The 22,686-nt window shown below is 74.9% G+C and carries 26 protein-coding genes; 6 read left to right on the forward strand and 20 right to left on the reverse strand.

Features of this window, described 5'->3' with window-relative positions; translation table 11 throughout:
* Positions 1-60: 60 nt before the first annotated feature.
* From TPA0908_RS09135 to TPA0908_RS09145, 3 genes are all read left to right on the forward strand, one after another.
* The gene (locus TPA0908_RS09135; protein ID WP_281936536.1) at positions 61-690 is read left to right on the forward strand and encodes a TIGR03085 family metal-binding protein; all 630 of its coding nucleotides are present in this window, start codon (positions 61-63) and stop codon (positions 688-690) included.
* A 126-nt stretch (positions 691-816) separates the two neighbouring features.
* On the forward strand, positions 817-1,764 hold the full coding sequence (locus TPA0908_RS09140; protein WP_281936539.1) for a terpene synthase family protein: 948 nt from the start codon (positions 817-819) through the stop codon (positions 1,762-1,764).
* A 117-nt stretch (positions 1,765-1,881) separates the two neighbouring features.
* A complete protein-coding gene (locus TPA0908_RS09145) occupies positions 1,882-3,708 on the forward strand; it encodes an AMP-dependent synthetase/ligase (protein ID WP_281936541.1) in 1,827 nt (608 codons plus the stop codon).
* A gap of 82 nt (positions 3,709-3,790) precedes the next feature.
* Here the strand turns inward: TPA0908_RS09145 and TPA0908_RS09150 are convergent, their stop codons facing one another.
* Both TPA0908_RS09150 and yczR read right to left on the reverse strand, forming a co-directional pair.
* Complete coding sequence (locus TPA0908_RS09150; protein ID WP_281936543.1) at positions 3,791-5,098, reverse strand: low temperature requirement protein A; 1,308 nt, start codon at positions 5,096-5,098, stop codon at positions 3,791-3,793.
* 73 nt (positions 5,099-5,171) lie between these two features.
* Positions 5,172-6,623 carry a MocR-like transcription factor YczR gene (gene yczR / locus TPA0908_RS09155; RefSeq protein ID WP_281936545.1) on the reverse strand — a complete coding sequence of 484 codons (1,452 nt, stop codon included), beginning with the start codon at positions 6,621-6,623 and terminating at the stop codon, positions 5,172-5,174.
* A 59-nt stretch (positions 6,624-6,682) separates the two neighbouring features.
* On the opposite strand from yczR, the gene yczE reads away from it, so the two are divergent.
* Positions 6,683-7,315, forward strand: a complete 633-nt coding sequence (yczE, locus tag TPA0908_RS09160) for a membrane protein YczE (RefSeq protein ID WP_281936547.1) — start codon at positions 6,683-6,685, stop codon at positions 7,313-7,315.
* Between the two features lie 116 nt (positions 7,316-7,431).
* Positions 7,432-7,893, forward strand: a complete 462-nt coding sequence (locus tag TPA0908_RS09165; RefSeq protein WP_281936548.1) for a hypothetical protein — start codon at positions 7,432-7,434, stop codon at positions 7,891-7,893.
* Between the two features lie 18 nt (positions 7,894-7,911).
* Here TPA0908_RS09165 and hisF read toward each other — a convergent pair whose 3' ends face one another.
* The 12 genes from hisF to hisD all read right to left on the reverse strand — a co-directional run bounded on the left by hisF (position 7,912) and on the right by hisD (position 16,171).
* Positions 7,912-8,679, reverse strand: a complete 768-nt coding sequence (gene hisF, locus TPA0908_RS09170) for an imidazole glycerol phosphate synthase subunit HisF (RefSeq protein ID WP_107157581.1) — start codon at positions 8,677-8,679, stop codon at positions 7,912-7,914.
* Positions 8,680-8,755: 76 nt separating this feature from the next.
* A complete protein-coding gene (locus TPA0908_RS09175) occupies positions 8,756-9,757 on the reverse strand; it encodes an NADP-dependent oxidoreductase (RefSeq protein ID WP_281936549.1) in 1,002 nt (333 codons plus the stop codon).
* A gap of 55 nt (positions 9,758-9,812) precedes the next feature.
* On the reverse strand, positions 9,813-10,238 hold the full coding sequence (locus TPA0908_RS09180) for an organic hydroperoxide resistance protein (protein ID WP_281936550.1): 426 nt from the start codon (positions 10,236-10,238) through the stop codon (positions 9,813-9,815).
* A gap of 2 nt (positions 10,239-10,240) precedes the next feature.
* Positions 10,241-10,687, reverse strand: a complete 447-nt coding sequence (locus tag TPA0908_RS09185; RefSeq protein WP_281936551.1) for a MarR family winged helix-turn-helix transcriptional regulator — start codon at positions 10,685-10,687, stop codon at positions 10,241-10,243.
* Positions 10,688-10,903: 216 nt separating this feature from the next.
* Positions 10,904-11,317, reverse strand: coding sequence for a RidA family protein (locus tag TPA0908_RS09190; RefSeq protein ID WP_281936553.1), 414 nt, complete (start codon positions 11,315-11,317; stop codon positions 10,904-10,906).
* Positions 11,314-12,042: a bifunctional 1-(5-phosphoribosyl)-5-((5-phosphoribosylamino)methylideneamino)imidazole-4-carboxamide isomerase/phosphoribosylanthranilate isomerase PriA gene (gene priA / locus TPA0908_RS09195; protein ID WP_281936555.1), complete on the reverse strand. Its 729-nt coding sequence runs from the start codon at positions 12,040-12,042 to the stop codon at positions 11,314-11,316. Before priA ends, TPA0908_RS09190 begins: the two co-directional genes overlap by 4 nt.
* A 19-nt stretch (positions 12,043-12,061) precedes the next feature.
* Complete coding sequence (locus TPA0908_RS09200) at positions 12,062-12,382, reverse strand: hypothetical protein (RefSeq protein WP_281936557.1); 321 nt, start codon at positions 12,380-12,382, stop codon at positions 12,062-12,064.
* Positions 12,375-13,001: an imidazole glycerol phosphate synthase subunit HisH gene (gene hisH / locus TPA0908_RS09205; protein ID WP_281936559.1), complete on the reverse strand. Its 627-nt coding sequence runs from the start codon at positions 12,999-13,001 to the stop codon at positions 12,375-12,377. The genes TPA0908_RS09200 and hisH overlap by 8 nt, the downstream gene beginning before the upstream one ends.
* Positions 13,001-13,168: a hypothetical protein gene (locus TPA0908_RS09210; protein ID WP_199199777.1), complete on the reverse strand. Its 168-nt coding sequence runs from the start codon at positions 13,166-13,168 to the stop codon at positions 13,001-13,003. Before TPA0908_RS09210 ends, hisH begins: the two co-directional genes overlap by 1 nt.
* A 2-nt stretch (positions 13,169-13,170) precedes the next feature.
* Positions 13,171-13,782: an imidazoleglycerol-phosphate dehydratase HisB gene (gene hisB, locus TPA0908_RS09215; protein ID WP_281936562.1), complete on the reverse strand. Its 612-nt coding sequence runs from the start codon at positions 13,780-13,782 to the stop codon at positions 13,171-13,173.
* Positions 13,779-14,852, reverse strand: coding sequence for a histidinol-phosphate transaminase (locus TPA0908_RS09220; RefSeq protein WP_281936564.1), 1,074 nt, complete (start codon positions 14,850-14,852; stop codon positions 13,779-13,781). The genes hisB and TPA0908_RS09220 overlap by 4 nt, the downstream gene beginning before the upstream one ends.
* Positions 14,849-16,171 (reverse strand): histidinol dehydrogenase, encoded by a 1,323-nt coding sequence (gene hisD, locus TPA0908_RS09225; RefSeq protein WP_281936566.1) that lies wholly within the window; start codon positions 16,169-16,171, stop codon positions 14,849-14,851. The genes TPA0908_RS09220 and hisD overlap by 4 nt, the downstream gene beginning before the upstream one ends.
* Positions 16,172-16,278: 107 nt before the next feature.
* On the opposite strand from hisD, the gene TPA0908_RS09230 reads away from it, so the two are divergent.
* Entirely contained in the window at positions 16,279-16,983 is a 705-nt protein-coding gene (locus TPA0908_RS09230; protein WP_281936568.1) for an LON peptidase substrate-binding domain-containing protein, read from the forward strand.
* Here TPA0908_RS09230 and TPA0908_RS09235 read toward each other — a convergent pair.
* The 6 genes from TPA0908_RS09235 to TPA0908_RS09260 form a co-directional block, all read right to left on the reverse strand.
* Positions 16,949-17,893: a DUF2567 domain-containing protein gene (locus tag TPA0908_RS09235; protein WP_281936570.1), complete on the reverse strand. Its 945-nt coding sequence runs from the start codon at positions 17,891-17,893 to the stop codon at positions 16,949-16,951. The two genes, TPA0908_RS09230 and TPA0908_RS09235, sit on opposite strands and share 35 nt — an antisense overlap.
* A gap of 49 nt (positions 17,894-17,942) precedes the next feature.
* Positions 17,943-19,529: an ATPase gene (locus TPA0908_RS09240; RefSeq protein WP_281936572.1), complete on the reverse strand. Its 1,587-nt coding sequence runs from the start codon at positions 19,527-19,529 to the stop codon at positions 17,943-17,945.
* 141 nt (positions 19,530-19,670) lie between these two features.
* On the reverse strand, positions 19,671-20,528 hold the full coding sequence (locus TPA0908_RS09245) for a hypothetical protein (RefSeq protein WP_281936574.1): 858 nt from the start codon (positions 20,526-20,528) through the stop codon (positions 19,671-19,673).
* Between the two features lie 2 nt (positions 20,529-20,530).
* Entirely contained in the window at positions 20,531-21,475 is a 945-nt protein-coding gene (locus TPA0908_RS09250) for an RluA family pseudouridine synthase (RefSeq protein ID WP_281936576.1), read from the reverse strand.
* Positions 21,472-22,077: a signal peptidase II gene (gene lspA / locus TPA0908_RS09255; RefSeq protein WP_281936577.1), complete on the reverse strand. Its 606-nt coding sequence runs from the start codon at positions 22,075-22,077 to the stop codon at positions 21,472-21,474. The genes TPA0908_RS09250 and lspA overlap by 4 nt, the downstream gene beginning before the upstream one ends.
* A gap of 70 nt (positions 22,078-22,147) precedes the next feature.
* On the reverse strand, positions 22,148-22,567 hold the full coding sequence (locus tag TPA0908_RS09260) for a TraR/DksA family transcriptional regulator (RefSeq protein WP_281936578.1): 420 nt from the start codon (positions 22,565-22,567) through the stop codon (positions 22,148-22,150).
* Positions 22,568-22,686 lie beyond the last annotated feature (119 nt).

Genomic DNA, 22,686 nt, shown 5'->3' on the forward strand with positions numbered 1-22,686 from the left:
CCGGGAACGCCGCGTCGGCCATGGCGCGCCGATCGGGCCCGGCGGGCCTACGATCGGGCCATGCCGCGGTACGCCCGAGCGGAGCGCGAGGCGCTCGCCGATCTGATGCTGGAACTGGGACCGGACGCGCCGACGGTCAACGAGGGGTGGACCACCCGTGACCTGGCGGCGCACCTGCTGGTGCGGGAGCGCCGGCCGGACGCGGCCGGCGGGATCCTGCTGCCGCCGCTGCGGGGGTATGCCGAGGCGGTGCGCCTGCGGGTCGCCGCCGGTCCGTACGCCGACCTGGTCGCCCGGGTCCGCCGCCCGCCGGTGTGGAGCCCGGTGAGCAATCCGCTCACCGACGAGCTGGCCAACGGCATGGAGTTCTTCATCCACCACGAGGACGTGCGCCGCGCCCGGCCCGGCTGGCACCCGCGCGACCTGCCGGCCGGGCAGCAGGCGGTGCTCTGGAAGCGGGTCGCCCTGCTGGCCCGGATGGCGCTGCGGCGGTTTCCGGCCGAGGTGCTGGTGCAGGCGCCGGGGCACGGCGAGCTGCGGGTCGGCCGGGGCGGCGAGCGGCTGCGGCTGGTCGGCGCGCCGGGCGAGCTGGTGCTGTTCCTCACCGGCCGGCAGCGGGTGGCCCGGGTCCAGGTGGAGGGCCCGGCCGGGCCGGCGGAGCGGCTGCGCGCGGCCGAGCTGGGGCTTTGACGCAGCGTAGGCATCCCGTTACCGCGCTATCACGAAAAGCGCACATCCCAGTGATGATTGCCGATCAATTCTGCCGTACGCTCCTGCCCGCCGCCCCGCTTCGCGGGCGGCGGACAGGGGGCTCGGATGCGTGGCTTCGCGCTCTCGGCGCTGCACGAACCGCCCTTCCCGGCGCGGCGGCACCCTGCCGTCGAGCGGGTCACCGCGGAGAGCGCCGGCTGGGTACGCGACCTCGGCCTGGTCCGTGACCCGGCCGGGCGGCGCCGACTGGCCGGCGCGCACGCCGCGGAGCTGGCCGGACGGGCCGGCCCGGAGGCCTCCCCGGCGGGCCTGCGCCTGCTCACCGACCTGATCAACTGGCTGTTCGTGGTGGACGACGCCTGCGACGACGACGGCCTGGGCGCGGACCCCACCCGGCTGGCCCCCACCGTGGCGGCGCTGTTGAGCGTGCTGGACCGGCACGGCGACCCGGCCGCGCCCGTCCCGGCCGGTGGCCCGCTGGCGGTGGCGCTCGACGACCTGTGCCGGCGGGCCCGCGACGTGCAGCGGCCCGCGCTGCTGCTGCGCCTGGTCGGCCAGTTGCGCGAATACCTGCTGGCGCTGCTCTGGGAGGCGGCCAACCGGGAGCACCGGCGGGTGCCCGGGGTGGCCGAGTACGTGCAGATGCGCCGGCACACCGGCGGCGTACGCCCCGGCTTCACGGTGACCGACCTGGCCCACCCGGCGCGCCCCGGCCCCGCCCGGCGGGCCGATCCGGCGCTGGCCGCGTTGGACGCCCTCGCCGCCGACCTGGTCTGCTGGTGCAACGACCTGTTCTCCTACGGCAAGGAGCGCGGCGTCGCCCCGCCGGCGCACAACCTGGTCACCACCATCGCCGGCGAGACCGGTCAGGACGAGGCGGCGGCGCTGCGCGCAGCGGCGACCCGGTTCAACGCGGCGCTGGCGGCGTACGCGGAACGGGACGAGGCGCTGACCGTCGCCGCCGACGACGGGGTACGCGCGTTCCTCGCCACCCGCCGGGACTGGATCCGGGCCACCTACGACTGGTCCCGCGCCGCCACCCGGTACGCCTGAGCCCGAACCCCGGCCGATCCGCACTAGCCGCTGCCCCGGTGCAGGCAATACTCTTCGGTAACCGCAGACCGGCGTGACCCCCGTCACGTCCCTCCACCCCTGAAGGCGGCTTCCACGATGGCTCTCGATGTACCGTACCGTTCCGTACCGGACATGTTCCTCAAGCGCGTGGCGGACTCCCCCGACCGGCACGCCTTCGCCCACCCCGCACCCGACGACTCGGGCCCGGTCTGGTTGACGTGGGAGCAGGTCGGGCAGCGCGCCAAGGCGATCGCGGCCGGGCTGCACGGGCTGGGTGTGGGCCTCGAGGACCCGGTGGCGATCCTGGCCAACACGCGGCTGGAGTGGGTGCTCGCCGACTTCGGCGTGATGTGCGCCGGCGGGGCCACCACCACCGTCTACCCCACCACCGAGCCCGAGGAGGCGGCGTACATTCTCGCCGACTCGGGGTCGCGGGTGCTGTTCGCGGAGAACCCGGCCCAGGCCGCGAAGATCGCCGGCGCGGAGCTGCCGGCGCTGACCCACGTGGTGCTCCTCGACGGCGCGGCCGACCCGGCGGCCACCGTTCCCCAGCTCACGCTCGCCGAGCTGGAGGAACGCGGCACCGCCGCGCTGGCCGCCACGCCCGGCCTGATCGACGAGCTGGTCGCCGGCATCGGCCCGGACCACCTGGCCACCCTGATCTACACGTCGGGCACCACCGGCCGGCCCAAGGGCGTGGAGCTGCTGCACGGCGGGTGGTGCTGGGAGGGCGTCGCGCAGGCCGAGCTGGGCCTGCTGCGCGTCGACGACCTGCAGTACCTGTGGTTGCCGCTGTCCCACTCGTTCGGCAAGACGCTGCTCTGCGGCGCCACCCACGTCGGGCTGCCCACCTACGTCGACGGGCGGGTGGACAGGCTGGTCGACCTGCTCGGCGTGGTCCGGCCGACGCTGATGTGCGGCGCGCCCCGGGTCTTCGAGAAGGTCTACAACAAGGCGGTCACCACCGCGCAGGGCGCGGGCGGCGCGAAGGCGAAGATCTTCGGCTGGGGCGTCGCGGTCGGCAAGGAGAAGGTCGCGCTGGAGCAGGCCGGCAAGCCGGTCCCGACCGGGCTGCGGATGAAGTACGCGCTCGCCGAGAAGCTGGTCTTCAGCAAGCTCCAGGCCCGGCTGGGCGGCCGGATGCGGGTCCTGGTCTCCGGCGCGGCGCCGCTGAGCAAGGAGATCGCCACCTTCTTCGCCGCCGCCAACCTGCCCATCTCGGAGGGGTACGGCCTCACCGAGACCAGCGCCGGCGCGTTCGTCAACCCGCCGGACGGTCTCAAGATCGGCAGCGTGGGCCGGGCCATGGGCGACCTGGAGTGCCGGATCGACACCGACGGCGAGATCCTGGTCCGGGGCCGGCCGGTGATGCGGGGCTACCACAACCTGCCCGGGGAGACCGCCGAGGCGTTCACCGACGACGGCTACTTCCGCACCGGCGACATCGGCACGCTCGACGACGACGGCTACCTGCGCATCACCGACCGCAAGAAGGACCTGGTCAAGACGTCCGGCGGCAAGTACGTCGCGCCGTCGCACATTGAGGGCATGTTCAAGGCGATCTGCCCGTACACCTCGCAGGCGGTGGTGATCGGGCAGGCCCGCAACTACTGCACGATGCTGGTCACGCTGGACCCGGACGCGATCAAGGGCTGGGCCGCCGGCACCCCGCTGGAGGGGCGCGACTACACCACGATCGTCACCTCTCCCGAGGCGCGGACGATGGTCGAGGGCTACGTGGACGAGCTGAACGCCAAGCTCAACCGCTGGGAGACGATCAAGAAGGTGACGATCCTCCCCCGCGACCTGACCATCGCCGACGGCGAGGTCACCCCGTCGCTGAAGATCAAGCGCCGCAGCGTGGAGACCAACTTCGCCGGCGAGATCGACAAGATGTACGAGGGCACGCTCGCCGAGCTGTGACGTGCCCCCGGCGCCGCGCCGGCCGTGCCCCACCGTCCCGGGGCACGGCCCGCGCGGGACCGGCCCCCGCGGCCCGCGCCGGTCACAGGTGTTCCCGGCGCCACCGGCTCTGCTCGGTCTCGGCGGCCACCTGCTCCTCCAGCGCGAGCTGACGCACCCGGCGGCGGCGGCCGTCCTCGCTGCGCGTCTCCCAGGTGACGCCGGCGCCGGCGAGCACCGCCAGCACGCCCAGCGCGGCCACCTCCGAGATCCGGAACGCGAACGGGCCGACCACGACCAGCGCCGCCACCGTGACCAGCAGCGGACGGTGCACCTCGCGCACCGCCAACCACCAGCAGCCGGCGATGCTGAGCAGGTAGAGCGCCACCCCGCCGAAGAGGACGCCACCCCAGAAGTCGCCCAACGGCCACCCCCAGGGCGGGGTGTCCGGGTCGGCGACCTCGGCGAGCAGGTCCTTGAGGCCGAGCGCGTAGAGGATCGTCCCGGTGACCATCGGCAGGTGCAGGAACGTGTAGACCGAGCGGCTCAGCCGCAGCCGGGCGTTCCGGTCCCGGGCGTGGTGCAGCGCCTGCTCCAGCGCGAACGCCAGCGTGTCGAAGTACGCCCACCACAGCGCCGCCACGATCGCGATGCCGAGCAGCGCGGCCACCGCCACCGGACCGGTCAGCGGCAGCCCGGTCTTCGGGCCGAGCCCCAGCGCGATGATCGACTCGCCGAGCGCGACGAGCACCATCAGCGCGTGCCGTTCCGCCCAGTGCCCGGCGGAGACCACCACCCACCAGTGCCAGGCCACGGTGGTCCCGACCCCGTACTCGACAAGCACCGCGAGCGTCCAGAGCGCCAGTTGCAGCCCGACCGCGAACCGGCCGTCGGGCAGCCAGGCCCGGACGACGCCGGCGAGCACGAGCAGCACGGTGGCCACGACCGGCACCAGGACGCGCAGCAGGAACCGCCGACGACGCACCGGGTCGGCCCGGTCCACCCGGCCGAACACGGTGAGTTGGGCCATCCGGATCACGAAGTAGCAGCCGGCGAAGACCAGCGGGCCGGGCAGGCCGCCGGGACGGTCCTGGAACGCGCCGGGCGCGCTGAGCACGAGCAGGAACGTGGCCGCCACGGTCACGAAGCCGACAAGCGGCAGCATGCCCTGGTCGGCGCGGCAGGCGTTGCCCACCCGCGCGAAGCCGGTCCACGACCACCAGAGCAGCGCCAGCACCAGCAGGAAGCGGTAGAGGTTGACCGGGGTCAGTACGGTGGCGGTCAGCGTGGTGACGCTGAGGAACGCGAAGACGAAGACCAGGTCGTAGAAGAGTTCCAGCCGGGTGGTGCGGGAGCCGGGCGCGGCTGCGCGTATCGCCCACGACCAGCGGGCGTCGCTCCGGTTCCCCACCCGGGCAGTCTGCGGGCACGACGCCGTCGCCGGACCCGGTTCCGCCGGCAACCACCGGAACGGGAACGGTCGCTCAGGCGATGACGCTCGGCTCCCGCCACTGCGGCCGGCCGGCCCGGTCCAGGTCGTAGCGGACCGCGGCGAGCCGCCCGACCGCCTCCGCCAGCTCCGCGGCGGGCAGCGTGAACGGCAGCCGGAGGAACCGCTCCAGCGTGCCGTCCAGGCCGAACCGTGGGCCGGGCGCCAGCCGTACGCCGACCTCCTCGGCCGCCCGGGCCAACGCGCTGGAGATCGGGCCGTCCAGCTCGGCCCAGAGCGTGACGCCGCCCCGCGGCACCCGGAACCGCCAGTCGGGCAGCCGGTCGGCGAGCGCGGCGACCAGCGCGTCCCGCTGGCCGGCGAGCTGGGTCCGGCGGGCCGCCACGATGGCCGGCGCCTGGGCCAGCAGGTGCACCGCGACGAGCTGGTCGAGGACCGGACTGGCCATGTCCACGCCGACCCGGGCCGCGGCCAGTCGCTGCACCTGCGGCGCGGAGGCGCGGACCCAGCCGATCCGCAGCCCGCCCCAGTAGGGCTTGCTCATCCCGCCGATGCTGATCACCCGGGAGTGCCTGTCGAAGACCGCCACCGGCGGCGGCAGCGGGGTGTCGTCCAGCGGCAGGTCGACGAAGGACTCGTCCACCACCAGGTCGGTGCCGGCGGCATGGGCCGCGCCGACCAGCCGCTCGCGCAGGTCGGCCGCCATCAGGTGACCGGTCGGGTTGTGGAACTCCGGGATCACGTACGCCAGCTTGGGCCGGGTCTGCCGGAGGCTGCCGAGCAGCAGGTCGGCGTCCCAGCCGTCGTCGGAGAGCCCGTGCGTGGCGATCCGGGCCCGCCGGGCGGCGAGCGCGGCGAGCGCGTTGGGGTAGGTGGGCGACTCCACGAGCACCCCGCCGCCGGGGGACAGCGCCAGCCGGAGCACCAGGTCCAGTGCGTGCTGGGTGCCGCTGGTGACCATGATCTGCTCGGGGCTGGTGGGGAGGCCACGCTCGGTGTAGCCGCGGGCCACCGCCTCGCGCAGCTCGATGATGCCGGTGGGGTGGTAGCCCGCGCCGCCGAGATAGCGGGGCAGGTCCTCGGCCGCCGCGCGGGCGGCGGGGACGAGCTGCGGCGGGGCGGAGAGCGCGGCGACCCCGAGGTCGATCATGTCCCGGTCGTCGAGCGGCGTCCAGAGGCCGGTGCTGGCCACCCGGTGGGTGCCCGGCAGCATGGTCCAGCTCCCAGCGCCGCGCCGGCTCGCCAGGTGGCCGCTCTCCCGCAGTTCCCGGTACGCCGCGGTGACGGTGGTCCGGCTGATCCGGAGCGCCTCGGCCAGTTCCCGCTCGGCCGGCAGGCGTACCCCCAGGGGCAGCCGGCCATCGGCGAGCAGGCCACGGACAGCGGCGGAGAGCGCGACGTAGTCCGGGCTGCGCCGCCGGCCGGGCAGCGCGTGCCACTGGCCGAGCAGCCGCGCCAATTGGACACCGCGCACCTGGCTGGTCATGGCCACTCCTCCCCGATTGGCCTCTCCGGCTCGGTCGATTGGACCCTAGGGTGGCATGCATGGCACAGCTTGGCAATCTCCGGGACCGGCCGATGCGGCGACTCACCCAGCTCTACGCCGGCCTGGTCCTCTACGGGCTCAGCATGGCGCTGATGATCCGGTCCGGGCTGGGCCTGGATCCCTGGGACGTGTTCCACCAGGGGCTGGCCCGGCAGACCGGCCTCTCCTTCGGCACGGTCACCATCGCCGTCGGCGCCGTGGTGCTGCTGCTCTGGATCCCGCTGCGGCAGCGCCCCGGGCTCGGCACGATCAGCAACGTGGTGGTGATCGGGCTGGTCGTCGACGGCACCCTGACCGTGCTGCCGCCGGGCGAGGGCCTGCCGGTACGCGCCGCGCTGCTCGTGGTCGGCATCGTCGCCAACGGCGCCGCCACCGGCCTCTACCTGGGCGCCGGGCTCGGCCCCGGCCCGCGCGACGGCCTGATGACCGGCCTGGTCGCCCGCCGCCCGCGCCTGTCGATCCGGCTGGTCCGGACCGTCATCGAGGTGAGCGTGCTCGCCCTCGGCTGGCTGCTCGGCGGCACCGTCGGTCTCGGCACGGTGGCCTACGCGCTCGCCATCGGGCCGCTCGCCCAACTGTTCATCCCGATCTTCGCGATCCCGGCCCGACCGGTCCGCGCCTACGCTGCGTGAGCGCGTTCGGGCCGACCGCCATCGTACGGGCCGGCCCGGAGCGCGCTGAGCTGCGACGACGCGCGCCGGCAAAACCGGGTGTTTTCTCCGCCGTCGCGGGCGGGCATCATTCGTGCATGGGGGACAACGGATGGCGTTGGAGCGACGCCTGGATCTTCGTGGCGTTGGTCATCGCGAGCGGCGCCGGCCGGCACCGCCGGGCCGCCGCCACACGCCGCCCCGAGGGGGTACGCCTCGCCGACGTCCTCTCCACCGCCGACCACCTCAACCAGGCCATTCCCGAACGACACGAGGTCGAGGGGGCGGTCCGGCGGCTCGTCGGCGCCGGCCTGGTCAGCGTCGCCGACGGCTGGTTCCGGGTCACCCCTGATGGCGAACGGCTCTGGCGCACCCGGCCCAGCGCCGGGCTCGGCACCACTGTCGACACCGTGCAGGGCGTGCTGACCCGCCGGCACCCGCCGGGCGAGTCCGAGTGGCAGCTCGCCGAGGATGACCACGCCGCCGCCGTCCAGGAGTACGTGGTCCGCTCCATCCCGATGCCCCGGCGGTCCCCGGAGGGTCGCTCCGGGCGGCAGTGACCCGTGGGCCCGGCCGGGTCAGCGCACCGGGTGCCCGGCGCCGCGCAGCGCGTCCTTGACCTCGCCGACGGTCAGCTCGCCGAAGTGGAAGACACTGGCCGCGAGCACCGCGTCGGCGCCCGCGCCGACGGCCGGCGGAAAGTGCGCCACCGCGCCCGCGCCACCGCTGGCGATCACCGGCACCTCGACCACGTCCCGGACCGCCTGGATGAGCGGCAGGTCGAACCCGGCCTTGGTGCCGTCCGCGTCCATCGAGTTGAGCAGGATCTCGCCGGCGCCCAGCTCGGCGCCGCGCGCGGCCCACGCCACCGCGTCCAGGCCGGTGCCGCGCCGGCCGCCGTGCGTGGTGACCTCGAAGCCGCTGGGCGTCACCCCGGCCGGCGCGCGCCGCACGTCCAGCGAGAGCACCAGCACCTGGCGGCCGAACCGGTCGGCGATCTCGGCGATCAGCTCCGGGCGGGCGATGGCCGCGGTGTTCACCCCGACCTTGTCCGCCCCGGCCCGCAGCAGCGTGTCGACATCGGCGACCTGCCGGACGCCGCCGCCCACGGTGAGCGGGATGAAGACCGACTCGGCGGTGCGCCGGACCACGTCGAGCATCGTGCCGCGGTCGCTGGACGACGCGGTGACGTCGAGGAACGTCAGCTCGTCCGCCCCGGCCCGGTCGTACGCCGCCGCCAGCTCCACCGGGTCGCCGGCGTCGCGCAGGTCGACGAAGTTGACGCCCTTGACCACCCGTCCGGCATCCACGTCCAGACACGGAATGACCCGCACCGCCACCGTCATGCCGGAAAGCCTAGCCAACGCGGAAGCGGCGGTGGCCGGCCGGTGAGGCCGGTCACCGCCGCTTCCGTGGGGGGGGTCAGAGGCGGACGAGCATCTTGCCGAGGTTCTCGCCGCGCAGCAGGCCGAGGAAGGCGTCCGGGGCCTGCTCGATGCCGTCGACCACCGTCTCGTCGTACGACAGGCGACCCTCGCGCAGCCAGCCGGCCACCTCCTGCACGAACTGCTCGCGCAGGTGACCGTGGTCACCGACGAGGAAGCCGCGCAGCGTCAGCCGCTTGCCGATCACCAGCGCCAGGTTGCGCGGGGCGGCCGGCGGCTCGGCCGAGTTGTACTGGGCGATCATGCCGCAGATGGCGGCCCGGCCGTGCAGGTTCATCGCCCCGATCGCGGCCTCCAGGTGCTCCCCGCCGACGTTGTCGAAGTACACGTCGACACCGTCCGGGGCGGCGGCCTTGAGCTGCTCGTACACCGGCCCGTCGTGGTAGTCGAAGGCGGCGTCGAAGCCGAGCGCGGCGAGCCGCTCGACCTTCGCCCGGGAGCCGGCGCTGCCGATCACCCGGCCGGCGCCGCGCAGCTTCGCGATCTGCCCGACCATCGAGCCCACCGCGCCGGCCGCGCCGGAGACGAAGACCGTCTCCCCCGGCTTCATGGCGGCCACGTCGAGCAGCCCGGCGTACGCGGTCAGCCCGGTCATGCCGAGCACGCTCAGGTAGGCGCTGACCGGCGCGAGGCCGGCGTCGACCTTGCGGACGGCCGTCGCGTCGACAAGCGCGTACTCGCGCCAGCCCAGGCCGTGCAGCACGATGTCGCCGGGCTTGACGCCCGCGGCCTCGCCGGCCACCACCTCACCGATCGCGCCGCCGTCGAGCGGGGCGTCGAGCGCGAACGGCGGGACGTACGACTTGACGTCGTTCATCCGTCCCCGCATGTACGGGTCGACGGACATGAACTGGTTGCGCACCACGACCTGACCCGGCCCCGGCGTCGGCACGTCGGTGGTGACCAGCCGGAAGTTGTCGGCGGTCGGCCAGCCCTCGGGGCGGGACGCCAGGTGGATCTCCCGGTTCACGCTGCTCACAGGGCCTCCTTCGATCGCGACTGCGGGGCTCGCAAACCCGGCTCGCTCCTCGCGCTCACAGGGCCTCCCGGACGGTCAGCGCGACCTCGATGTTGCCGCGGGTCGCGTTCGAGTAGGGGCAGACCTGGTGGGCCGCCTCGACCAGCTTCTCGGCGGCCGGGCGCTCGACGGCGGGCAGGTCAACCACCAGTGTCACGGTCAGGCCGTAGCCGCCGCTGCCGTTCGGGCCGATGCCCACCTCGGCCTCGACGACCGAGCCGGCGACGTCCGCCTTGGCCTGGCGGGCGACGATGCGCAGCGCGGAGTGGAAGCAGGCGGCGTAGCCGGCCGCGAAGAGCTGCTCGGGGTTGGCCGCGCCGCCGGCGCCGCCCATCTCCTTCGGCACGGCGAGGTTCAGGTCGACGGTGCCGTCGGAGGTGCGGACGTGGCCGTCGCGACCGTCGCCGGTGGCCTTGGCGGACGCGGTGTAGAGGACCTGCATTGTCACTGCTCCTTCTGTCGGTGGATCGTCTCGGTGACCCGGGTGAGCGTGTCGCGGAGATTGACCAGTTCGGCCGCGGTGAGGCCGGTGGCCACGGCCACCCGCATCGGCACGTCCGCCATCCGCTCCCGCAGCGCCCGGCCGCGATCGGTGAGGCCCACCTCGACCCGGCGCTCGTCGGCGGCCGAGCGGGTTCGCACCACCAGGCCGGCCCCCTCCAGCCGCTTGAGCAGCGGGGAGAGCGTGCCGGAGTCGAGCCGGAGCCGCGCGCCGAGCTCGGAGACCGTGGGGGCGTCGTCGTCGCGCTCCCAGAGCACCAGCAGCACCAGGTACTGCGGGTAGGTCAGGCCGTGCTCGTCGAGGATGGGCCGGTAGACGTCGGTCAGGGCGCGCGACGCCGCGTAGAGCGCGAAGCACACCTGCCGGCGTAGCACCAGATCATCGGTCACCCGTCGAACTGTAGCGCGCAATCAAGTTGTGCACAACCTATAGCCGCCGCTTCGGCGGAAGGACGAGCGAGCGGCCCTGCCAACTTGATGGCGTAAACGACTCAACGCGCCGGAGATCGGGCGCACAGGCGTTGACCCATCCACGCCATCAAGTTGGTAGCGCCTCACGACCTACCTCTCTCCGGGTCGGAGAGAGGTAGGGCCGGGCGGGCCGGCTCAGGGCCCGGGGACGTACGCCTCCAGCTCGATCTCGACCAGATGCTCCGGGTCGAGCAGACCGGCCACCACCACCATGGTCGCCACCGGACGAACCGGGCCGAACACCGCGTTGTGCGCCCGGCCCACCTCGTCGACGTAGAGCCGGTCGGTCACGTACATCCGGGTCCGGACCACGTCGGCCGGTTCCGCGCCCACCTCGGCCAGCGCGTCCAGGCCGATCCGGATCGCCTGCGCGGTCTGCGCCGCCGCGTCCCCCACGTGCGCCGCCCGACCGTCCACCGTGGAGGTGCAGCCGGCGGTGATCGCCAGCGCGCCGGCCCGGACCACCCGGGAGTAGCCGTAGAGCGCCTCCCACGGGCCGCCCGAGCCGAGCCGGGTCACCACCGGCGACCCGCCCACCTCGATCGTCACGCGCCGGTCCGCAGCGTGGCGAGCGCCTGGGCGACCGTGAACGCGCCGGCGTAGAGCGCCTTGCCGGCGATCACGCCCTCCACGCCGACCGGCTCCAGCGTGGCCAGCGCCCGCAGGTCGTCGAGCGTGGACACCCCGCCGGAGGCGATCACCGGCGCGTCGGTGCGGGCGCACACCTCGCGCAGCAGGTCCAGGTTCGGCCCCCGCATGGTGCCGTCCTTGGTGATGTCGGTGACCACGTACCGCGCCGCGCCGGCCGCGTCCAGCCGGGCCAGCACGTCGTAGAGGTCACCGCCGTCGCGGGTCCAGCCCCGCGCCGAGAGGGTACGCCCGCGCACGTCCAGCCCGATCGCCACACGGTCCCCGTACTCGCCGCAGATCCGGTCGCACCACTCGGGATCCTCCAACGCGGCGGTGCCGATGTTGACCCGGGCCGCCCCGGTGCCCAGCGCCGCCCGCAACGACTCGTCGTCGCGGATCCCGCCGGACAGCTCCACCTTGACGTCGAGCTTGCCGACCACCTCGGCGAGCAGCGCCGCGTTGGAGCCCCGACCGAACGCCGCGTCCAGGTCGACCAGGTGGATCCACTCCGCGCCGTCGGACTGCCAGGCGAGCGCCGCCTCCAGCGGGTCGCCGTACGCGGTCTCGCTGCCGGCGGCGCCCTGCACGAGCCGGACGGCCTGGCCGTCGGCGACGTCCACGGCGGGCAACAGGTCAAGGCTCAACGGTTGTCTCCTCGCATCCTCAACGACGGTCCAACGCGATCACCACGATCGCCGGCAGGACCAGCAGCAACAACACGACCAACGCCAGACGCAGCGCGAGGTCGTCGACGAAACTCCAGATGCCGATCACCGCGACGGCGGTGAGCAGCACGATGGCCGCCCGCTCCCGCCGGCTGTGCCGGCGCAGCCGACCGGTGCGCCCCCGCCGCAGCCGGGGCGTCAGCCGACGTACCCAGGCCCGGCGCCGCTCCCGACGGGCCACCCGCCGGGCCCGGACGGCGCGTTCCCGCTCCTGCTCGGCCTCGCGGGCCGCCCGACGGCGGGCCCGCTCCTTACTCAACAGTGCCGAGCCAGTTGCGCAGGAGCGCCGCGCCCGTGTCGGCCGACTTCTCCGGGTGGAACTGGGCGGCGGACAGCGCCCCCCGCTCCACCGCCGCCACGAAGTCGCCGCCGTGGTGCGCGGTGGTCACGACGGCGCCGGCGGCGGCGAGCGCGGCCGGGTCGGTGACCCCGTAGGAGTGCACGAAGTAGAACCGGGCGTCGGCCGGCAGGCCGGCGAAGAGCACCGACCCGACCGGCGGGCGCACCGTGTTCCAGCCCATGTGCGGCAGGCGCGGCGCGGGCAGCTTCGTCACCCCGCCGGGCAGCAGGCCCAGGCCCTTGGTCACGACGCCGTGCTCGTCGCCGTGCTCGAAGAGCACCTGCATGCCGACGCAGATGCCGAGCACCGGGCGGCCCGCCGCCACCCGCTCGGCGATCACCGGGCCGGCGCCGAGCGCCTCGATGCCCGCCATGCACGCGGCGTACGCGCCGACGCCCGGCACCACCAGGCCGTCGGCCCCGGCGGCGGCGGTCAGGTCGTCGGTCACGGTGACGTCCGCACCGGCCCGCTCCAGCGCGCGCTCGGCCGAACGCAGGTTGCCCGAGCCGTAGTCGAGCACCACCACCCGCCGGGCCATCAGCCCTCCCCGGGGAGCAGCCAGAGCAGCCCGCCGGCGGTGGCCAGCACGGCCAGCAGGCCGGTGACCACCACGGCGGCGCGGGCCGCGCCCTGCTTGTACAGCGACCACGTCCCGCCGACCAGCACCCCGGCCAGGATCAGCAGCAGCGTCGGCAACACCTTCATCGCTACAGGGCGCCCTTCGTGCTGGGCACCACGCCGGCGCTGCGCGGGTCGATCGCGGTCGCCTCACGCAGCGCCCGGGACACGGCCTTGAACTGGGCCTCGACCACGTGGTGCGCGTCCGGGTGGCCGCCGGGCCGGGCCGCCCGCAGCACGTCCACGTGCAGCGTGACCCGGGCCGACTGGCCGAACGACTCCCAGATGTGCCGGGTCATGCTGGTCGGGTAGACCGGCCCGATGTACGGCGACAGCGCCGGCTCGTCGTGCACCACGTACGGCCGGCCGGACAGGTCGACCGCGGCCCGCACCAGCACCTCGTCCATCGGGACGGTGGCCGAGCCGTACCGCCGGATGCCGGCCTTGTCGCCCAGCGCCCGGTCGAACGCCGAGCCCAGCGCGAGCGCGGTGTCCTCCATGGTGTGGTGCGCGTCGATCTCCAGGTCGCCGACCGTGTGCACGGTCAGGTCGAAGCCGCCGTGCCGGGCGATCTGGTTCAGCATGTGGTCGTAGAAGCCGACGCCGGTCTCGATGTCGGCCTTGCCGGTGCCGTCGAGGTCGATCTCGACGAGCACCTTGGTCTCGTTGGTGACCCGCTCGATCCGGGCGGTGCGGTTCATGACAACTTCTCCATCGCGGACAGAAAGGCGTCGGTCTCGGCCGGGGTTCCGGCGGTGACCCGCAGCCAACCGGGCAGGCCGACGTCGCGGACCAGCACGCCGGCGTCGAGCAGGGTACGCCAGGCGACGCCTTGGTCGCCGCCGACGTCGAACAGCACGAAGTTGGCGTCGCTGTCGGCCACCCGGCGCCCCCGCGCGCGCAGCTCGGCGACGATCCGGTCGCGCTGGACCATGATCGCGGAGACGGTGCCGAGCAACGCGTCCCGGTGCGCCAGCGCCGCCCGGGCGGCGGCCTGGGTGAGCGCGGAGAGGTGGTACGGCAGCCGGACCAGCTGCACCGCCGCCACCACCGCCGGATCGGCGGCCAGGTAACCCAGCCGGCCGCCGGCGAACCCGAACGCCTTGCTCATGGTGCGGGTGACCACCAGCCGGGGGTGGCCGGGCAGCACGGCGAGCGCACTGACCGTGCCGGGCCGGGCGAACTCCGCGTACGCCTCGTCCACCACCACCATGCCGGGCGCCTCGGCCAGCACGGCGGCGACCACGGCCGGGTCGAGCGCGGTGCCGGTCGGGTTGTTCGGCGAGCAGAGGAACACCACGTCCGGGCGGTGCGCGCGAACCTGGTCGACCGCGTCGGCGGCGGTCAGCCCGAAGTCGGCGCCCCGGACGCCGGGGATCCACCGGGTGCCGGTGCCGAGCGCCAACAGCGGGTGCATCGAGTACGCCGGGGTGAAGCCGAGCGCGGTGCGCCCGGGGCCGCCGAACGCCTGGAGCAACTGCTGCTGGATCTCGTTGGAGCCGTTGGCCGCCCACACGTGGTCGGCGGTGAGGTCGTGGCCCAGGTACGCCGCCAGGTCGGCGCGGAGCGCCACCGCGTCCCGGTCCGGGTAGCGGTTGAGGTCACGCAGCTCGGCTGCGACCGCCTTGCCGATGGCCTCGACCACCGGCTCGGGCACCGGGTAGGAGTTCTCGTTGGTGTTCAGCCGCACCGGCACGTCGAGCTGCGGCGCGCCGTACGGGGAGCGTCCGCGCAGGTCGTCCCGGATCGGCAGGTCGTCGAGCGTGGTCACGAGTCGTCTCCGGGGAAGCGGACGCGGACCGCCTGGCCGTGCGCCGGCAGGTCCTCCACGCCGGCCAGCGTGACCACGTGCGGGGCCACCTCGCGCAGCGCCTGCTCGGTGTACTCCACCAGGTGGACGCCGCGCAGGAAGGACTGCACGGACAACCCGGAGGAGTGCCGGGCGCAGCCGCCGGTGGGCAGCACGTGGTTGGAGCCGGCGCAGTAGTCGCCGAGCGACACCGGCGACCAGGCGCCCACGAAGATCGCACCGGCGTTGCGCACCCGCAGCGCCCACTCGCGGGCGTTCTCGGTCTGGATCTCCAGGTGCTCGGCCGCGTACGCGTCGACCACCCGCAGCCCGGCCGCCAGGTCGTCGACGAGGACCACGCCGCTCTGCTCGCCGCGCAGCGCGGTGCCGATCCGTTCGGCGTGCTTGGCCGCCGGCACCTGCCGGGCCAGCTCGGCGTCGACCGCGTCGGCCAGCTCGGTCGACGGCGTGACCAGCACGCTGGCTGCCAGCGGGTCGTGCTCGGCCTGGCTGATCAGGTCGGCGGCGACGTGCGCCGGGTCGGCGGTGTGGTCGGCCAGGACGGCGATCTCGGTCGGGCCGGCCTCGGCGTCGATGCCGACCACGCCGCGCAGCAGCCGCTTCGCGGCGGTGACCCAGATGTTGCCCGGCCCGGTGATCATGTCGACCGGGTCGCAGCGCTCGTCGCCGGCCGGGTCGACCGTCGCGCCGTACGCGAGCATGGCCACCGCCTGGGCGCCGCCGACCGCGTACACCTCGTCGACGCCGAGCAGCGCGCAGGCGGCGAGGACCCGCGGGTCGGGCAGGCCGTCGTTGTCCTTCTGCGGCGGACTCGCCACCACCAGCGAGCGCACCCCGGCCGCCTGGGCCGGGACCACGTTCATCACCACCGTCGACGGGTACATGGCCAGGCCGCCGGGGACGTAGAGGCCCACCCGGTCGACCGGCACCCACCGCTCGGTCACCGTGCCGCCGGGCACCACGGTCGTGGTGTGGTCGGTCCGGCGCTGGTCGGCGTGGACCTTGCGGGCCCGGGTGATCGACTCCAGCAGCGCGGCGCGGACCTGCGGGTCCAGCTCGCCCTCGGCGGCGCGGATCACCTCGACCGGCACCCGCAGATGCTCCGGCGCGACGCCGTCGAACCGCTCGCTGGCCTCCCGGATCGCCGGGTAGCCATGCTCGCGGACCGCCTCGACGAGGGGGCGGATCCGCTCGACCGCGACGGAGACGTCGAGCTGGGCACGGGGCAGCAGGCGGCGCGGGTCGGGCACCCCGCCGCGCAGGTCGATCCGATTCAGCACACCTGCGAGTCTAGGCCGCCGCCGATCGGACCGGCCGGGGCCGCCCGCACGCCGGGACGGTGAGCCGGGACACCCAGGCCGGGCGCGGGGGAGCTACGCTCGATCACGTGAGCGCACGGCTGCCGGTGTTCCCGCTCGGGACCGTCCTCTTCCCCGGGCTGGTCCTTCCGCTGCACATCTTCGAGGAGCGCTACCGAGCCCTGGTCCGCCACCTGGTCGGGCTGCCCGAGGGCGCGCCACGCGAGTTCGGCGTGGTGGCGATCCAGGCCGGCTGGGAGGTCGCGCCGGCCGGGCCGCCGGGCCGCTCCGGGCTGGCCGGCGGCGAGATCACCCTGCACGAGGTGGGCTGCACGGCCGAGCTGCGGCAGGTCACCGAGCTGGCCGACGGCGGGTTCGACATCGTCACGGTGGGCCGGCGCCGGTTCCGCATCGCCGAGATCGACGACGACGCCGAGCCGTACCTCACCGCCGAGGTGGAGTGGCTGCCCGAGCCGACCGGTCCGGACGAGGTGGCCGACGTGCTGGCGGCCCGGGTGATCTCGGTGTTCCGGAACTATCTCGGCCTGATCCGGCCGGACCAGGAGGAGATCTCCGAGCAGCTCCCGGAGGACCCGACCGTGCTGTCGCACCTGGTCGCGGCGACCGCCGCGCTGACCGTCGCCGACCGGCAGCGACTGCTCGCCATCGACGACACCCCCGGTCGGCTCCGCGCCGAGCTGCGCCTGCTCAACCGCGAGTCGGCGCTGCTGCGCCAGGTCCGGGCGGTGCCGGTGCCGCTCAGCGAGCTGGCGGGTCTTCCGGCGCCGAACTGAACCCCGGCGGGTCCGACCGGTCGCCGTCCCTCGGCCCCGGGCCGGCCGGCCCGGGGCCAGCGCTCTCCGACGCCGCCGGCCACCCGCCGTCCGGGCCCGACGCCGCCGGCCACCCGCCGTCCGGGCCGGGCGGGGCCGGCCACCCGCCGTCCGGGCCGGGCGGGGCCGGCCACGCACCGGGCTCCGGCTCGGGGCGCAGCGACGGCCATCGCGACCAGCCGGCCAGCAACGTGTACGTGACGGCCGCGCCGAACGCCGCGAGCAGCAGGTTGCCGTGCGGCAGGGGCAGCGGACCGAACCAGTCGACACCGCCGGCGCGCAGGTCGGCCGGCTTGGTGAAGTCGGTGCCCGGTGGCGCGGTGTCCAGCAGCCGCTGGAAGGTGCCCAGCCCGATCCGCCGGCCCACCTGCCAGGCCACCACCGCCGCGCCGAGGCCACCCAGCGTCGCCGCGAGCAGGCCGGCCGGGCCGCGCCGGCGGCGCAGCAGCACCCACAGCGCGATGGCGGAGAGGACCCCGAAGCCGAGCGCGAGCAGGCTGAACCAGCCGTCGGCCGCGATCGGTTGCTCCGGCTGCGGGACCGCGTACACCGCGCCGTCCGGCGTCTGCCGCACCGGCGTGCCCGGCGCGGCCCACGCCCACAGCAGACCCAGCGGCACCCCGAGCGCGGTGAGCAGCGCCGCCACGCCGAGGACCGTCGCCACCGGCCGGCCGCCGTCGCGGCGCGCGCCGGGCAGCTCCTGGACGACGTCCGGATGGCCGGCGAGCGGGGCCGCGCCGGGCGCGGTGACCGGGGTGCCGGCGGGCACCGGAAGGCCACCGGGCCAGCCGGACGGCTGCTCGGCGGGCGGCTGCTCCGCGGCGCCGGGACGGTCGGCGGTCCGCTCGGGGTCAGGGGTGTCCGGGCTCACCCGGTGATCCTCTCAGGCCCGGGCACGGCGTGGGGCGGTGGTCGGGCGCTCAGCGCGCGAACGGCTCCACCATCACCGCCGCCGCCTTCAGCCAGGCGTGCCGGGTCTCGGCCTGGAGCTGGTGGTACTCGATCGAGGAGCCGGTCTCCAGCGCCGGGTCGTAGGGCACCACGGTGACCGCCCGGGTACGGGTGGCGAAGTGCCGTTCCAGGTCGTCCTGGAGCGAGGTGCGCCCCGGCGTCGGGCAGGAGATCAACGTGACCGCGTTGTCGGCCAGCTCGCCCATGCCCACCTCGTGCAGCAGATCGAGCATCCAGTCCGCGCTGAAGGCGGCGTCCTCACGCGGCACGGTGGTCACCACGAGCTGGTCGGCGGCCTGCATGACGGTGCGCCAGTTCGGACTCTCCACGTTGTTGCCGGTGTCCACGCAGACCACCTCGTGGGTGCGGCGCAGCAGCTCCAGCACCCGCTTCACGGTGAACTGGTCGAGTCGCTGGGCGAAGCGCGGGCTCTCCTCGCCGGCCAGCACGTCGTACGAGCCGTCGGCGGCGTGCCGCAGGTAGTCGTCGAGGTGGGACAGCAGGGTGTCGCCGTCGAGGATCTCGATCTGCGCGAGGTCGTGGACCAGGTGGCGGATGGTGCGGGCGTGTCGGGCGCTGCCGGCCCGCAGGCCCAGCGTGCCCCGCAGCTCGTTGTCGTCCCAGGCGAGCACGCCGCGCCCGCGCACGCTGCCCACGGTCGCGGCGGCGAGCACGGTGGCGGTGGTCTTGTGCACCCCGCCCTTGGGGTTGGCGAACGCGAGCACCCGGGGGGTGCCCAGCTCGCGGCGGAGCACGCCGGTGGCCCGTTCCAGCTCGGCGTCCGGCGCCGGGGCGCGCCACCGCGCCGGGGCCGCCTCGATCCGGCCCGGCCGTGCCTCGACCGGCCGGCGCGGGGTGGGCACGACGGGTGGTTCCGGCGGCGGCGGGATGCCGGGCCGGTACCGGCCGCGGTCCAGCAACGCGTAACGGGACTCCGCGGGCGGCGGTGCGGGACGGTAGCCGCCGTCGAGCAGGGAGTATCGCGACTCGACAGGCGCCTCGGCCCGCCCGCGCGGCTCCGGCTCGGCCCGCCAGGACGGCTCGACCGGCGGCTCCGCGGGGTACGACGGCTCGGGTCGCCAGGACGGCTCCGCGCGCGGCTCGACCGGGGACTCCGTGGCGTAGGACGGGTCGACGCGCCAGGACGGCTCGCGCGGCTCCGGGGCGTAGGAGGGTTCGGCCCGCCAGGACGGCTCGGCCACCGGCTCCGGATCGGTGCGGTACGCCGGTTCCGCCCGGTACGCCGGCTCGCCGTCGAGTCGCGGGTCGGCGCGGAAGGCCGGGTCCACCCGGAACGTGGCCTCGGCCCGGTAGCCGGGCTCGGCGACGTACGACCCGTCGGCGGCGCGACCGACGGCGGCGGCGCGGCCGGTCCAGCCGGTGCCCGCGCCACGGCGCGGCAGCGCTTCGGGGGGCGGCGGCACGGATTCCTCGGCGTGCCGGTCGGCGTCGGCGTGCTCCGCGCCGCGACCGCCGAGCCGGGCCCGGTCGAGCAGCGCCCGCCACCGCGGTGCCGGCTCACCCTGCCGACCCCAGCCGGTCTCGCTGCCGTCCAAGGATTCGCCCTCCCCCAGCCCATCGATCTGACGCCTGACAGGCTACGAACGAAACCCTATTCGGACCACTCCCCGCGCCGCACATCGCCCGGTGGCTCTGCTCACCGTGGCACCCGGCGGACCGGCGCGCATCCGGGCGTCTCAGGAGGTGGGAGTGGGATTGGCCGGAGCGGAGCCGGGGACCGGCGACCGACCGGCCGGTGAAGGTCCGCTCACTGTCGGTGCGGCTTCCGACGAATCGCCCATTCCGCCGTCCCCGGTCGGGCCGGTGTCGGCCGGTGGCCGGGCCACGTCCCGCTGCTCGGGCAGCGGCGGGGTGAACACGGTCCGGTCCAACCGGGTCACCTCCGGCGCCGGATCCACCACCCGTACGCCGGGACGGTCGGCGAGCGAGCGCAGCGCGTCCGGCGCGGCCCGGACCACCGCGGCGTAGACACAGGCGCACCCGGCCCGGTAGCCGGCCGCCTCCCGGGCCGCGACCGCCGCGCCGGTGTCGTACTCCCGACGCAGCCCGGGATCGGCGGTGGCCGCCGGGGCGGCGGCGCGGGCCCGGTAGTCGGCGGCCTCCCGGTCCTTGCGTGCGGCGACCCCGGCCATCCCGCCGACCACGTCGTCGGGCAGCCGCAGCGCGGCGATCCGGACGATCTCGGTCTGCCGGCCGGGCAGCGGCACGCGCGCGATCACCGCCGAGACCGGCGTCCCGGCCAACGCGGTCGCCACCCGGGCCGGCGTCAGGTAGGCGGCGAACGTGACGAGCGCCCAGCCGTCCGGCGCGTCCAGCCGGGCCAGCTCCGCGCCGGCGGCCCGCTGGTACGCCGGAACGGACCCGCCGGCGGCCACCCCGACGCGGGTCACCTCGCCGACCGTGCGGTCACCGACCGGCCGGTCCCGCCGCTGCGCGACGGCCACCACCAGCACCAGCAGCGCGCAGCCGAGCGCGAGCCAGGTGAGCGCCGCGGCACGCGCGCGGCGCGGCGGCGCGGTGTCGTCGTCGTCCACGGTCAGTCGCGCAGGATCTCCAGCGCCCGGGCCAGGTCGTCCGGGTAGTCGCTGACGAACGTGACCTCGTCGCCGGTGCGCGGGTGCCGGAAACTCAGCGAGCGGGCGTGCAGCCACTGCCGGGACAGCTTGAGCCGGGCCGACAGGGTCGGGTCCGCGCCGTAGGTCAGGTCGCCCACGCAGGGATGCCGCAGGGTGGAGAAGTGCACCCGGATCTGGTGCGTACGCCCGGTCTCCAGCCGCACGTCGAGCAGGCTGGCCGAGGGGAACGCCTCCAGCGTGTCGTAGTGCGTGATGCTCGGCTTGCCGCCGGAGACCACCGCCCAGCGGTAGTCGTGGTGCGGGTGCCTGTCGATCGGCGCGTCGATGGTGCCGCGCAGCGGGTCCGGGTGGCCCTGCACCACGGCGTGGTAACGCTTCTCCACCTCGCGCTCCTTGAAGGCGCGCTTCAACGCGGTGTAGGCCAGCTCGCTCTTGGCCACCGCCATGATCCCGGTGGTGCCCACGTCGAGCCGGTGCACCACGCCCTGCCGTTCGGCGGCGCCGCTGGTGGAGATGCGGTGGCCGATGCCGGCCAGCCCGCCGATGACGGTCGGGCCGGTCCAGCCGGGGCTCGGGTGCGCGGCCACCCCGACCGGCTTGTCGACCACCACGATGTCGTCGTCGGCGTAGACCACGGTCAGGCCGGGCACCGCCTGCGGCACCACGGTCGGCGGGGCGGCCGGCGCGGGCAGCGTGACCTCCAGCCAGGCGCCGGCCTTCACCTTGTGCGAGTTGGCCCGGGCCATGCCGTCGACGAGCGCGTCCCCGGCGTCCACGAGCGCCGCCGCGGCGGTGCGGGACAGCCCGAACAGCCGGGACACGGCCTGGTCCAGCCGCATGCCGTCGAGCCCGTCCGGGACCGGCAGGGAGCGGTGGTCGCCACCGGTGGCGTACGCGGCGGTCACGCGCGCTCCTTCTCGTCGGCCCGGGTGTCGTCGGTGGTGGGTTTCGCGCCGGCCCGGGAGCCGTCGCGCTGCCGGCCGGTCAGCTCCAGGAAGACCGCCAGCACCACGCCGCAGACCAGCGAGCTGTCGGCCAGGTTGAACACCGGGTAGTGCTCGCCGTACGGGCCGAACAGGCTGATCATGTCGACCACGTGGCCGACGAAGTGCCCCGGCGCCCGGAAGATCCGGTCGGTGAGGTTGCCCAGCGCCCCGCCCAGCACCAGGCCCAGCGACACCGCCCACGGCAGTGAGCGCAGCCGCAGCGCCATCCAGCCGATCCACCCGATCACCGCGAACGTGATCAGCGGGAAGATCCAGGTGTGGTCCGCGCCGATGCTCCAGGCGGCCCCGCTGTTGCGGGTGAGGGTGAAGTAGACGGCGCCACCGAGCACCGACAGCGGCTCCTCCCGGCCGGGCAGCTCGCTGAGCGCGAGCTGCTTCGTGCCCAGGTCCGCAAGAAGCGAGAAGAGGGCGACGCCGAGCAGCAGGCCGACCGCCGTGCGGCGGGGCGCGCCGGCCCCCGACTCGGTGGTGCCGGACCCGGCGGGCGGTGCTGCGGTCATCTGCTCCCCATCGACGTTCGCGACGGTGGCGGTCACCGTCTGCGGTTCGGCCGCCGGGGAGCGGACGACGTCAGCGCCGCTCCGCCAGCTGCTTGCAGCTCACGCAGAGGGTGGCCGACGGGAACGCGGCGAGCCGCTCCACCGGGATCGGGTTGCCGCACCGCTCGCACCAGCCGTAGCCACCCTCGTCGAGCCGCTCCAACGCGCGCTCGACCTGCGTGATCCGCTCCTTGATGCTGTTGGCGAGAGAGATCTCCTGCTCACGCTCGAACGTCTTGGTGCCGGTGTCGGCCTGGTCGTCCCCGGCCGAGTCGGTCAGCCGGTCGCGCTGCAGCTCGGTGATCTCGCTCAGCGTCTGATCGTACTCGGCGTTGAGCTCGTCCCGCCGCGCCGCCAGCGCGGCCCGGATCTTCTCGGTCTCCGTCGCGCTGCGGGTGGCCTTCGCCACCGGCTTGCGACCGGCGGTCCTGGTGTCGGCTGGCTTCGCCATCGTCAGCTCCCTCAGCCGCAGTGGCGCGGCGGTCAGCGGTACGTGGGCAGGGGGCACCGGCGCGTCCCCCGCGAACGGAACGGGGCACACGGCGCCCCGCCGTGCACTCCGGAGGTTGG

Source organism: Micromonospora sp. AKA38 (assembly GCF_027925725.1).
GTDB lineage: Bacteria > Actinomycetota > Actinomycetes > Mycobacteriales > Micromonosporaceae > Micromonospora.